The following is a 12,908-nucleotide window of genomic DNA, read 5'->3' as shown; positions in this document are numbered from 1 at the left end:
GCCCTAAAATCACGCTTGACCATTTGTTTAAATGCTGATGCACAAAGGCATCGCCAATCATACAATGGTGAAGATACAAGACGATGGCTGATATCCGGCCGCCAACTGCAAATGTAGTGCGTCGGGATAAGGTTCATAAAAGCTGTCCTGTCGTGAAAGGGGTTATTACGAATGGAGTTGTACATGTCACTCGGGAGTGCCGGACCCGAAGTGCTGGAATCTGAACAAATGCTTAGCCGTTTAGGGTATTACGTAGATGTGAATGGACAATTCGATAGATACACCCAGCGAGCCGTGAGTAAGTTTCAAATGGACCGCAGCATACCGGCGACCGGGATTATCAACAATGTAACGTTTGAACATTTAAAATATGCAGTAGCCGAATATAATTCCCGAATCGGTCAGCCTTTGTCGTTTGTTCCAAAAGCAATTGCTCCGCCGTCTCCGGCTCCCCAGGAGCCGCCGGTTATGCATCAACCCGCACCGGAATGGAGCAGTCAGCCGGAGGCGCATCAACCTGCACCGGAATGGAGCAGTCAACCGGAGGCGCATCAATCCGCACCGGAATGGAGCAGTCAGCTGGAGGCGCATCAACCTGCACCGGAATGGAGCAGTCAGCCGGAGTCGCATCAATCCGCACCGGATTGGAGCAGTCAGCCGGAGGCGGATCAACCATGGCGGGAGATAAACATCCCTTCTCTCATGCAGGAAGGGTCAATCAGCGGGACCATCACCAGAGCTAACAATTACAATTTTTGCATCATTGCGGGCAAGGAGTACGTTGTGAAAGCCGCCGCTCTGCATGATTCCTTAAAAAGGCATACCAGCAACTTCAATCTGTTCATATGCTGCATGGATCCGATTGCCTTCTCTATGTTAGGGAAAATGAATCTGAGCAACGTCATTCTTATTCGAGTTGAGGTCATAGAAGATGATCGCCTTCGGTATGCCAAAAGCGATCGGAAAATGAATGAGTACTGCTGGACGCTCAAGGCCCCTCTGATCGAATTCTGCCTGACTCACTATGGAATCGATTCTGTCATTTACTGCGATGGGGATATATACTTTTTCTCTGATCCGAAGCCCATTTTTGACGAATGGGGAAGCCATTCCGTATTTATGTGCCGACAGAGGGATGTCGAATGGGTAGAACAATTGTACGGAAGGTATCAAGCCGGTCTGATCGGCTTCAGAAATGATCAATACGGTCTGGAGAGTCTGCGATGGTGGAAAGAAAAATGTCTGGAGTGGTGCTACCACAGAGCGGAAGAAGGAAAGTTCGGGGATCAAAAGTATTTAGACTACGTGCCGAACTATTTTCCGAATATAAAAATATCGGATAACCTAGGAATTAACGCGGCTCCGTGGAATTGCATTTATAATAATGATTTCAGAATTCATCGGCAAAACAACGAATTATATATCGAAAATGATAAACTTGTCGCTTATCATTTTGCCTGCATAGCCATTTATAACGAGAATGAGTTCGATCTCTGGTCGATTGGTGAAATAACGATCGGCAAAATCATTAAAAATGAAATTTATGTACCGTACCTCGATAAATTAAGAGACATCATTGCATCTGTCAAAGTGAATGACGGTTATGCGTTAAGTCAAGCTCTAAATCACGAGGATCCATCCAAAGCGAAAACGTATTATAAATATTCCGGATTCAGAAGAAAAATGGATCAGTGGGACCAGTTCTTTAACTTCGCAACCATCGTCCACCAAGAAAACCTGATTAGAGGGTTGGCGCTATATCATTCATTGAAAAACAAAATAGGGAATTTTCATCATTGGATCTGCTGCATGGATGATTACAGCTATCATGCGTTGAGCAGAATGAACCTGGAAAATGCATCGTTAATCCAAATGAAGGAGGTTGAAAACGAAGAGCTGTTACGAGTTAAAAGCTCGCGAAAACGAAACGAATACAGTTGGACATTAAAAGCGCCATTATGTCTCCATATCCTTAGCCATTATAAGGAAATCGACCACATCATTTATTGTGACCCGGAAGTTTATTTCTTCTCCGACCCGAAGCCGATATTGGATGAATGGTGGAAGTATTCCATTTTCTTATGCAAGCAAAGAGGGAATTATGAGCATGAACAGGTGCAAGGGCTGTTCCAAAGCAGCCTCGTCGGATTCAAGCGAGAAGAAAACAGCATTACGATTTTGAAGTGGTGGAAGGACAAATGCTTAGAAAAGTGCAGTGAAAATTACGATGCGAATGATCAAACGTTCAGAGATCAAAGATATTTAGAATATATCCCGCTCATTTTTCAAAATATTAAATTAATCGATCATAAAGGAATTAATGCCGCCCCGTGGAACGTCATCTTGAACAACCATTATTCCGTCGGGGTGCAAGAGAATAAAGTATTTATTTACGATAACGAGCTTGTATCTTACCATTTCGGAAATATGCTTATCTACAATCAAGACGAATACGATTTGTGGCAATTGGCGCCGATCTCATTCGATTATTCGATTATCAGCAATATTTATACACCGTATATAAATACCGTAAAGGAAGTGTGCAAATCCATTCATTTCAAAACGGGAGCAGATGTATCGCTTCTTTACGAACACGCCTCCAGTAAGCATTCTGCTAAAAATTATTTCAAATTTTGATTGGCTCATATCAAATAATACGACGAGGTAGCAGGGGACTGCTGCCTTTTTTGTTGATCCACGGGAACACATATGAAATGTGCGATTCAGGTGCTATAATATCTTTGAGAGCTGAGACTAAGATGGGTACCTTAAAAAAGAAGTTATTGTGCATGTTGATATCGATAACTCCATTGAAAAGGTGATGACAGATGAAAACAATGAACTACATATTGGCAGGCTATGCAGGGGACAGTGTTCTACCGCAAGTTACGCCAGTTGACGCGGCAAGATTGACCCATTTGAACGTGGCCTTCGGTCATGTGAAGAACGACAAAATTACGATCGGCCATTTGCAGAATCTGGCTTATTTGTCCAAGTTGAAGGAATACAATCCTGAACTGCAAATTTTATTGTCTGTTGGCGGATGGAGTGCCGGCGGTTTCTCGGAAGCGGCTTCAACGGCGGAAGGGCGCCGTCTATTTACAGAATCTGCTGTGGAAATACTGCGCGCGCATCCGTTTGACGGCATTGACCTGGATTGGGAATATCCTTGCTATTCAGAAGCGGGAATTAAGTCCAGTCCTGATGACAAGACGACTTTTACGCTGCTTCTGAAAGAGTTGAGAGAGGCGATTGACCGTCAGGGACAAGAAGACGGACGTCATTATTTGCTTACGATTGCAGCGGGTGCCGATCAATATTATTTGGATGGGACTGAAATGGATAAGGTTCAGCAATATTTGGACTTCATTCAATTGATGACATACGATATGCGCGGCGGATTCCAGACGCTTACGGGCCATCATACGAATCTATTCACCTCTACCGGGGACCTGTTCCGGATCAGCGTAGATGCATCGGTTCGTCTCTTCGTGAACGCGGGAGTTCCGCGCGAGAAGATTGTTATCGGGGCTGCCTTCTATTCGAGAATGTGGAAGGATGTGCCGAAAGAGAATGATGGCTACCTGCAAATGACTTCGTCCTCAGGAGGCTATGGTCCTGACTATTCGGCACTAGCGGCTGAATACATCGACCGCAACGGTTACATCCGTTACTGGGATGACGAAGCGAAGGCTCCTTATCTATACGACGGCAGCACCTTTATCACCTATGATGACGAACAATCTTTGACGTGCAAATGTGAGTATATTAAAGAGCATCAAATCGCAGGCATTATGTTCTGGGAGTACAGCTGCGACCGAACGGGCAATCTGTTAAGCGCATTGTACAGAGGACTCAAATAGGATCTATTTTATCGCCGGGCCGTTGGCTGCTGAAATGCAGTTGACGGCCTTTTTGCTCATTTTTTTCATTGACATAATAAAACTTGAATGGTAAGTTTTATTTGAACTGACTAGTCAGTTCAAAGTGGTGGTGGAAGGAGAAATACAGTGAGCAGAGTGAAAATATTAAATGCCGCGGCAGACGTATTTTCCACACATGGATATCAGCGTGCAAGCATGGATGAAATCGCTATGCAGGCAAATGTGGCAAAAGGAACGCTGTATTATCATTTTTCGGGAAAAGCGCAACTGTTTCAAACCTTGGTAACGGAAGGCATGAGTGAACTCGTCGCCAAAATCCGTTCGGATTTAAATACGGATGTGACGTTGGAGGAACAAATCAAACGCATTGTGCAACACCATCTGGACCTATATCTGGATAACGGCGCTCTGGCTCGGATTGTTTTTTATGAATTGTCCAACGGCCTGGAGGACGAGGTGCTAGAGAACATTCAACAGATACACCAAGAATATATCCGCTTTCTAACCGAAGTATTGGAAATGGGAAGAGCGGAAGGGATGCTCCGTTCCGTTAACAGCAGATTGGCCGCTGTCGGTATCATCGGTATGATTGAGCATGTGTGCGCGGAGTTTTTGACAGAAGGAGAACACCTCGTTAGGGAACAGCTTGAAGAAGTAATTATTACAATTGTTACATCAGGATTGATACGTAAGGTTGAATAGTGAAGGAGTGGTGAATGCAATGGAATGGGCAAATGAAAATAACATCCTGCCGCTGTCCCACTTTGCGCAGAAACGCGCAGCGGATCCGGTTTCGTGTCAAGATGGTGTATGGAATGTATACAAATATAAGCATGTCAAAGCGATATTTGGCGATCACGAACATTTCTCTTCGCAAGCGGAAGGGGATCCGGGCTATGATGAACCGATTGAATTCAGCATTTTGCGGCGGGACCCGCCGAAGCATCGCCAGCTCCGAACCTTGGTGTCGCAAGCTTTTACTCCGCGTGCAATTGAAGCGCTTATTCCCCGTATCGAAGCTCTATCGCACGAGTTGTTCGATCGGGCGGAGGGCAAAGGCGCGATGGAGGCCATCAGCGACTTTGCCGGACCGCTCCCGATTATCGTCATCGCGGATATGTTGGGTATCCCTGTGCAAGATCGGGACCGGTTCAAAGAGTGGTCTGATGCGTTGGTAGGGAACGATTATGAGCGCTATGTCTGGTGTCAAAAGGAAATGGCCGCTTACTTTGCAGCCATCGCCGAGGAACGTCGCCGTGAGCCGCAGGATGATCTCATTAGCCGGCTTGTTCAAGCGAAAGCGGATGGCGAACCGTTACAGCCGCTGGAGTTAATCGGCTTCTGTATTCTGCTGCTCGTCGCTGGAAATGAGACGACGACGAACTTACTATCTTCAGCACTGCTCTGCTTTGACAGCCGTAAAGACAAGTGGCACGAAATTCGCCAAGATCGCTCATTGCTTGCCCCTGCGATTGAAGAAGTGCTGCGATACTGTTCTCCTGTACAAATGATGGTTCGACGAGTCAAGCGCGATACCGAGTTGGATGGATTAACGTTTAACAAAGGACAAATCGTCAATCTGTGGATCGGATCGTCCAATCATGATGAAGACATCTTTGAACAGCCGGAATCATTCGACATCCGCCGCAGTCCGAATCCACATCTCGCTTTCGGTCATGGTATCCATTTTTGTCTCGGTGCCCAGCTTGCGCGATTGGAGGCGACCATTGCACTGAACGCTCTGCTTGACCGTTTTCCGGATTTCCACCGCGACCGCTCGCAAGTGTTGGAACGCATCGACAGCTGGCTTGTGTTCGGTGTCAAGAGCCAGGCTATCAAGTTGAAATAATAAATGATGAAAAATGCATAAATGGGCAAGCGCGAATGGAAAACTGTTCGTGCTTTTTTCATGATTCAGATTATTTTGGCCGGAAATAAGTTTAAAAAGAGGAGCGCCGTCCATAATTGAAATAGAGCGCATATCAAACACAATCTTTCCTTCATCGAGGAAATGGAGGAGCAGACTTCATGTTGGCAAGTATAGGGATACTATTGATTGTCTTCGTAATTATATCTATCGAAGTTCCTGCTCTGGTGAAGAACGGAACCAAGCAAGAACTGCGCGTATTTTGGGTGCTGCTTGCAATCGGGACGTCCCTTGGCATTGCATTAGGATTTAAGATCGATATTCCGAACCCGCTGGACTGGATTGCGGCAGTGTACAAGCCAGTAAGCAGCCTGATATCCAGGTTATTGCAATGAAAAATGAAAGGAGCAATGATAAATGCCAGCGGGCGAAAATGGAAACATATCGGTACGTCAATTCACGATACTCGTGTTTCTATATTCGGTAGGGACTACGATATTGGTTATTCCTTCAAGTCTGGCAGAAGTGGCTAAGCAGGATGCATGGATTGCCGCGGTTCTTGGTGTCGGACTAGCTTTGCTATTAGTAAGGTTGTATAGTGCTGTAGGGAATTTGTTTCCCGGTCTGACCTTGATTGAAACGAACGAGCAGCTGCTCGGAAAGTGGTGCGGCAAGGCTGTTTCGCTACTGCTCGTCTTCTTTGCATTGATTACCGCATCAGAATTGTTATATTTCATGGGGACTTTTATGACGACACAAATCATGCCGGAGACCCCAATCCAAGCCATAAATATTTTATTCGCGCTTGTCGTTATTATGGGGGTGCGTCTAGGCTTGGAAGTACTTGCTCGCTCAGCAGAAATACTGTTCCCATGTTTTGTTGCTTTATTTTTGGGTTTAATTCTATATATTGCTCCTCAGATTGAGATTCACAACATCCAGCCTGTATTCGAAACGGGAATAAAGCCGTTAATCTTTGCAACTTTACTATTTATAAGTGTATTTTCATTACCTGCTGTCTTGTTTTTAATGGTCTTTCCTGTATCGATCAATGAACCGCAAAAAGCTCAAAAGGCATTTTACATCGGTACTCTCTTAGCCGGAATCGTATTAATCCTTGTAATCGCATCATCTATATTGGTGCTTGGAGCGGATACTACGTCGCGGCAGATGTACCCAAGCTACGTATTGGCCAAAAAAATAAACATTGGTAATTTCTTGCAGCACATTGAAGTGATAGTCGCTGTCATGTGGTTCATTACGATTTATTTGAAAATGGCCATATATTTTTATGTGTCGGTCAAAGGTCTGGCGCTAATATTGCATTTGAAAGAGTACCGGCCGCTTGTGATGCCAATGGGCCTGATTTTAGTTGCATTCTCCCTAATTATCCATCCCAACATCGTTCATTCCAATATCTATAATAAGGAAACCTGGCTGCCGTTTGTTTCAACTTTCGGATTTGCGCTTCCGTTGCTTTTGCTGGCTGCGGCATCGTTTCAAAAAAAACAAAAGGTAAAATCGTCAGACCAATGCTCCCAGGGGAGTGAATAAGACTGGGCATTTGAAAAATATGCATATTAGGCAATTCACCGAGTCAAGGACAAGCGAAACAGTAATACAATACAAGGTATCTTGCTGGAAGGGAGGATTAAGCCATGGGTGAATGTGTAGGCGGAGTTGGATTTGGCAGTTGCGGATCTCTCTTTACATCAACAGGCGTAATTTTGGTGCTCTTTATTCTATTGGTTATTGTATCGCGCTGCTTTATTTAACAGCTATGTACGAGCGGCAAGGTACGCCAGCCGTGTGATTATCAAGCGGGAAGAAGGAGGGGGCCCCCTCCTTGGCGGATACTCCCCAGCCTCGACTTGGTTCGTTTTCATTTGTTATACTACGGTTACCCTAACCAAACTAGGAGGAACCGTCATGAAGAAACGAATCGGGATTATCGGGCTGGGGGATATCGCTCAGAAGGCGTATCTCCCCGTACTGGGGAAGCATGAAGGAATCGATATCGCCGGCATCATGAGCAGAACGCCGTCTACGGTAGAGAAAATCGGACAACAGTACCGTATCTCTGGCAAGTATACGGATGTGAACGAACTGCTGCAATTGGATCTGGATGCTGTATTCATACATACGCCGACCGACACTCATGAGAACGTGGTGACGACTTGTCTGGAACGAGGCGTACACGTCTACGTGGACAAGCCGCTGTCTTACGATATCAATGCTTCCGAGCGGATGGCGGAAGCCGCATTGAAGCATGATAGATTGTTGGCTGTTGGATTCAATAGGCGCTTTGCGCCGATGTATCAAGAGGCACGGGACTGGATGGAAGAAGTCGGAGGATTCGATCTGTGCATTGTTCAAAAGCATCGGACCAGACAACAATCGATGTCGGCAGATAAGACATTGTATGATGATCTGATTCATATGATTGATCTCCTGTTGTGGTGTGGAGCCAAGCCATACGAATTAGCGTCATATATGCAGGAACAGGATCAAGAGGGAAGACTGCTGCATGCTGCAGGGAGCGTGGCTTTTTCGCGTTCGATGGCGCTGTTCAGCATGAACCGGCGAGCTGGGGCGGATGTGGAGCGGCTGGAATTGCATGGAGGCGGGAGAACAGCAGAGATTACGAACCTGGAATCTGCGGTCTGGAACGATCGGAACAGCGGTCAGCAAATAAGACGATTCAGCAGTTGGGATACGATTGGCTATCGCCGCGGTTTTGAAGGCGTTGTGAATCATTTCCTGCAATCATTAGACAATCCGAAGCATTGTACGATCGCAGCCGACCGTGTGATGGACACGCATCAACTGATCGAGAAACTGATAGAAAGTTATAAAAATAGTCAGGGTACTATATAAGTTGAACTATTGAATTTCTTGATTAGCATTTGATACAGCTTCGTTACTTATCTCAAAATATTGGAGAGGCGATAATCTCTCCATTCGGCTCTTCCGATCACTCTCCCCTTCGGTCAGTCAACTAGTTCCGAAAAATTACCGAACCGGGGGAGTGAGGCTCTGCCATGAAAATGAAGAGCACTCATTCCTCGGCTACAACAGGTTAAACCGTTCTAAATGGTTGTGCAACCCGGCTTCAGCCAATATTTGCTGCTGCTTCGGTCCCATCAGGTCGAAATGGGGGAAAGGAGGACGATGATGAATGTACTTTGGGTTCAAGCCATGAGCTGCACACCACTCGGTCAAGCGTTGTAAATCACTGCAGCCTACCTTGGTTACAGTCTTGATGCCCGGAAAGCGATCGTCCAGCCAATAATGGGTCAAGTAGGCGAGTTCTCCCCGTTTTACGCGTTCTTTCCACACCGACAATTCTGTTCTTGTAATACCAAATGCCATAGCTTCATTCTTCTTTCTTATGAACGTAATCTCTTCTTATTATAACAAAGAATGCGCATCGAACATCTATGATTGCATCAATAAGCTTGTGTCATAACGGGTATCCTAATGTCAATGAAAGAAAGGAGGATATCCATGCCTGGAAAGAAAAATGTTGAATCCGACAAGAAATCCGTCAAGGAAGAGGCTGCATTACAGGAGCAATGTGTTACACCATCAATCGCTCAGGTTGATTCTCCCGCTGATTTACAACATGGGATCGTTGAAATCGCGGACAAGGACGAATATGTAGACGAACCATAACGGGATGAACCGGCTAAGTGTTCGGCTGTCGAAGATGCCTAATAAGGTTGGAAATGAAACAAATAGGGGTGGAGGGTGTTGCTAAGAGAGCTGGCGATCGCCTTTGAATTCATGTCTCCAGAGCACATTCTTAACCAAATGCCATGGATTCAAAAGCAACGAAAGCAGACCCCCCACCATGCATGTTTCCTTTTGACTTCAATTTGCTCTCATAAATTTAACCGCCTGCGCGTTCGATTTTATTTTACGGCGCCCATACCAATTATTTTTACATTTACCTTCACATTAACCTCGGCGTCTTTGAACGCCTCGCCCCAGTTATCGCTTACCTTCAACCATTGCGGATATGCATATGCCCTTGCATACATGCCGAAGCCAGTAGGATCAATCTTTGCGTTTTGCAGCTTGCGAATGAGCCGCTCGAACTTCTGCTGCAGCTGTTTGGCAATAATAACCAGGTCCGGAGCATGTGTAAATAATGTTTGCAGCCGTTCAACATTTATCTCGATTTGTTCATGTATCGTTCCGGCCTGACACGTCATGATTCTCATCCTTATGTTTGTTCATATGAGAGCAGCTTGTGTAAGAAAAGCTCAGTTACTTGCTCTTCTTGAGCTTGTTGATTTCCTCCGTAACGACGAACGCCAAGTCTTCGTTGCCAAATAAGGACAAGACGCCAAGCAATGTATCAAGGGGAATGTCTCCAGCTTCTTCCTTGGCAACCGTCAATTCCATCGCTTCTTGCAACGCATGGTTTTCTCCTTGCTTCGGATAGGCGCGATGATATAACTCAGCGGGATCAAGGTCATGATTGATACACCACTGCGCGAACACAAGTATCATCATTTGTTCGTCTTGTTGGTAGTTTCGAATAATCTGTTCTTCGATTTCTTTCGTATTCATTGAGGATTCTCCTTGCAGCTAATATTATGACTTCATTATAACGAAGGTTCAGGGAGGCGCACAATAAGAGGTACGTAGAGAACGATGAAATAACTTTAGGGATAGCTGAAAATAGATCGAAGGAGAATTTGAATATCATTCGTCAAAATAGATTAGATATCGGTGTAAAAGAGTTTCACCTCAACAATTGCTGTAGCACTCATTCATGTTGTACAATGACGAGTGTGCTCATGGATTCATCCGTAGCATCACAGAGAGGGTTGGTTTCTTATAATCCATATGTATTTAATGGGTTTACCTAAGAGTTTCATATGAACCAATTAGGCTTAACTTACGTAGAATAAAAAAAAAAACCTTCTGCAAATGCGAGAAGGTGAAATTTAGGTGTTGATTTAGGCCCAAAAAAATGATAGAATAACGGATGCTATAAAAATAAATATAATTAATCAAAATCATACCACATTATAGGATTTTTGTCAAATATATTTTCAGTGCTGCAAGTAGTATATAGGGGGGAACTGGATTGTGATGAACGACCAACAAGAATACGACCTAACACTGCCGCCGGGGATTAAATTGGATGACCCCGTGCGTATGTATTTGAAAGAGATTGGACGCGTTCCACTCCTATCCGCAGAGGACGAGATTGACCTGGCTTTACGGATCGCACAAGGAGATGAAGAAGCCAAGCAAAGACTGGCTGAAGCGAATTTGCGTCTCGTCGTCAGCATTGCGAGACGATACATTGGCCGCGGCATGATGCTCCTTGATCTGATTCAAGAGGGCAATATGGGCTTGATGAAGGCAGTGGACAAATTCGACTATACGAAGGGGTTCAAATTCAGCACGTATGCGACCTGGTGGATTCGTCAGGCGATTACGCGTTCCATTGCCGATCAGGCCAGAACGATCCGTATTCCGGTACACATGGTCGAGACGATCAACAAGCTCAATCGCATTACGAAGCAGTTACTGCAGGAGCTTGGCCGTGAACCGCTGCCAGAAGAGATTGCTAAAGAAATGGAGCTAAGCACGGAGAAGGTACGGGAGATCATGAAAATCGGACAAGATCCGGTATCGATTGAAACACCGATCGGCGAAGAGAACGACTCGAATTTAGGAGACTTTATCGTGGATCGTGAAGCGCTGGCACCGGCGGATGCCGCTGCCTATGAGCTGTTGAAGGAGCAACTGAAAGATGTGTTGGACACATTGACCGAACGCGAGGAGAACGTGCTGCGTCTTCGCTTCGGATTGGATGATGGGCGCACACGTACGTTGGAGGAAGTGGGCCACGTATTTGGCGTTACCCGGGAGCGGATTCGTCAGATCGAAGCGAAAGCGCTGCGCAAGCTGAGACATCCTAGCCGCAGCAAGCGATTGAAGGATTTCCTAGAATAATTACGAAGCTGCACTTTACTTATATTTTGATGGGAACACGCCTGAAGCGCGTGTTCCTTTATTCATATGTACGGGTGGCGTCAATGTTGCCGAGGGAGATGTTTACTCAAGCGCTTCACGAGCTGTTGGATGACGGATTAATCAACCGTACGAAACACAGCGGGAAGATGCTTCGGATACGTTCAGCTCCATCGATGAGGAGGAGTTAGCGTGAAGATATTAGTAATAGGTGCAGGTGTAATCGGTACGGCTTATGCCTGGGTTATTCATGAAGCTGGCTATGACGTTACGTTATATGTTCGGCCACACAAGCTGGAAGCGATGAGAGAAGTACCTATTTCTTGCCTTGACAAGCGAAGAAAAAAACCAGTGCAAATCAACACCATCTATCGGCCAAAGGTGACGGATCAATTTACTTCTGCTGACGGATACGACCTCATTCTCGTCTGTGTGAAATATAATCAGTTGGAATCCGTGTTGCCAATGCTAGCGGAGGCTGCAGGTGAGGCCGATATTTTATTTTTCCAAAACATGTGGGAAATTAGGAAAAAGATCGAACCCTATCTTCGAGCTTCGCAATATTTTCTTGGTTTTCCGTCAGTAGGCGGAGGTAAAACAGAGAACAGGTTGGATTGTTTTCTCGAATCTAGCTTTGCCGTTCCGAATCTATTAGGTGAAGTCAATGGGGAAATAACACCGAGAGTGAAAGCAGCAGCGGCCATTTTCAAGCAAGCGGGATTTAAACCAGTAGTTTCAAAATATATGACCACTTGGCTCACTACACATTATGTGTGGGCAGCCTCATTTCTCGGCGGAGTCGTCAAGGCTGGGTCCGTAGAGAAATTTTCCCGTAATCCCGTATTCATTAAAGAGACTTATTTGGCCATGCGGGAAGGATTCCGGGTATGTCGACAAAAAGGGTTTGAGGTAAAGAAAGTTGCTCCTCAATCCTTGTATGATACACTGCCTTTGTTTCTGCTGACGATGGTTACCCGCAAGATGTTTCAACAAGAAGAAATGCAAAACATGTTGAAGGCTCATATCGCACATTCCCCAGATGAAATGCTCGGGATGTACTATGATGTACTCAACGACGGCCAAGCCAAAAACATAGAGATACCTTATTACATAGGCTTTAAAGACCATATCGACAAATATTTCACTCAATAAAGGAGGCG

At 45.4% G+C, this 12,908-nt stretch carries 14 protein-coding genes; 11 read left to right on the top strand and 3 right to left on the bottom strand.

What is annotated here, in order from left to right:
- Positions 1-171 precede the first annotated feature (171 nt).
- The 8 genes from M3650_RS14635 to M3650_RS14600 all read left to right on the top strand — a co-directional run bounded on the left by M3650_RS14635 (position 172) and on the right by M3650_RS14600 (position 8,628).
- The gene (locus M3650_RS14635) at positions 172-2,637 is read left to right on the top strand and encodes a peptidoglycan-binding domain-containing protein (RefSeq protein ID WP_251575788.1); all 2,466 of its coding nucleotides are present in this window, start codon (positions 172-174) and stop codon (positions 2,635-2,637) included.
- Between the two features lie 191 nt (positions 2,638-2,828).
- Positions 2,829-3,863 (top strand): glycoside hydrolase family 18 protein, encoded by a 1,035-nt coding sequence (locus M3650_RS14630; protein ID WP_251575786.1) that lies wholly within the window; start codon positions 2,829-2,831, stop codon positions 3,861-3,863.
- A 147-nt stretch (positions 3,864-4,010) separates the two neighbouring features.
- Positions 4,011-4,586, top strand: coding sequence for a TetR/AcrR family transcriptional regulator (locus tag M3650_RS14625; protein ID WP_251575784.1), 576 nt, complete (start codon positions 4,011-4,013; stop codon positions 4,584-4,586).
- A 19-nt stretch (positions 4,587-4,605) separates the two neighbouring features.
- Positions 4,606-5,733 carry a cytochrome P450 gene (locus M3650_RS14620; RefSeq protein ID WP_251575781.1) on the top strand — a complete coding sequence of 376 codons (1,128 nt, stop codon included), beginning with the start codon at positions 4,606-4,608 and terminating at the stop codon, positions 5,731-5,733.
- 179 nt (positions 5,734-5,912) lie between these two features.
- The gene (locus M3650_RS14615) at positions 5,913-6,146 is read left to right on the top strand and encodes a hypothetical protein (RefSeq protein WP_251575779.1); all 234 of its coding nucleotides are present in this window, start codon (positions 5,913-5,915) and stop codon (positions 6,144-6,146) included.
- 22 nt (positions 6,147-6,168) lie between these two features.
- Positions 6,169-7,305 (top strand): GerAB/ArcD/ProY family transporter, encoded by a 1,137-nt coding sequence (locus M3650_RS14610; RefSeq protein ID WP_251575777.1) that lies wholly within the window; start codon positions 6,169-6,171, stop codon positions 7,303-7,305.
- A 104-nt stretch (positions 7,306-7,409) separates the two neighbouring features.
- On the top strand, positions 7,410-7,526 hold the full coding sequence (locus tag M3650_RS14605; RefSeq protein ID WP_233696833.1) for a YjcZ family sporulation protein: 117 nt from the start codon (positions 7,410-7,412) through the stop codon (positions 7,524-7,526).
- Between the two features lie 154 nt (positions 7,527-7,680).
- Positions 7,681-8,628, top strand: a complete 948-nt coding sequence (locus tag M3650_RS14600) for a Gfo/Idh/MocA family protein (protein ID WP_251575775.1) — start codon at positions 7,681-7,683, stop codon at positions 8,626-8,628.
- Positions 8,629-8,820: 192 nt separating this feature from the next.
- On the opposite strand, the gene M3650_RS14595 is transcribed toward M3650_RS14600, so the two are convergent.
- Positions 8,821-9,123: a hypothetical protein gene (locus M3650_RS14595; protein WP_251575773.1), complete on the bottom strand. Its 303-nt coding sequence runs from the start codon at positions 9,121-9,123 to the stop codon at positions 8,821-8,823.
- A gap of 135 nt (positions 9,124-9,258) precedes the next feature.
- Here M3650_RS14595 and M3650_RS14590 point away from each other — a divergent pair, with 135 nt between their 5' ends.
- Positions 9,259-9,426, top strand: coding sequence for a hypothetical protein (locus M3650_RS14590; RefSeq protein ID WP_251575771.1), 168 nt, complete (start codon positions 9,259-9,261; stop codon positions 9,424-9,426).
- Positions 9,427-9,665: 239 nt separating this feature from the next.
- Here M3650_RS14590 and M3650_RS14585 read toward each other — a convergent pair whose 3' ends face one another.
- Both M3650_RS14585 and M3650_RS14580 read right to left on the bottom strand, forming a co-directional pair.
- Positions 9,666-9,968, bottom strand: a complete 303-nt coding sequence (locus M3650_RS14585; RefSeq protein ID WP_251575769.1) for a Ger(x)C family spore germination C-terminal domain-containing protein — start codon at positions 9,966-9,968, stop codon at positions 9,666-9,668.
- Positions 9,969-10,023: 55 nt separating this feature from the next.
- Positions 10,024-10,329: a hypothetical protein gene (locus tag M3650_RS14580; RefSeq protein ID WP_233696838.1), complete on the bottom strand. Its 306-nt coding sequence runs from the start codon at positions 10,327-10,329 to the stop codon at positions 10,024-10,026.
- Between the two features lie 528 nt (positions 10,330-10,857).
- Here M3650_RS14580 and rpoD point away from each other — a divergent pair.
- Positions 10,858-11,730 (top strand): RNA polymerase sigma factor RpoD, encoded by an 873-nt coding sequence (rpoD, locus tag M3650_RS14575; protein WP_036705433.1) that lies wholly within the window; start codon positions 10,858-10,860, stop codon positions 11,728-11,730.
- A 210-nt stretch (positions 11,731-11,940) separates the two neighbouring features.
- A complete protein-coding gene (locus M3650_RS14570; protein WP_251575767.1) occupies positions 11,941-12,900 on the top strand; it encodes a ketopantoate reductase family protein in 960 nt (319 codons plus the stop codon).
- The last annotated feature ends 8 nt before the right edge of the window (positions 12,901-12,908 follow it).

It is taken from the genome of Paenibacillus sp. MER TA 81-3 (assembly GCF_023713585.1).
GTDB classification, from domain to species: Bacteria; Bacillota; Bacilli; order Paenibacillales; family Paenibacillaceae; genus Paenibacillus_B; species Paenibacillus_B profundus.
The sequence above is the reverse complement of the archived record's forward strand: the minus strand, read 5'-3'. Positions and strand labels throughout refer to the sequence as shown.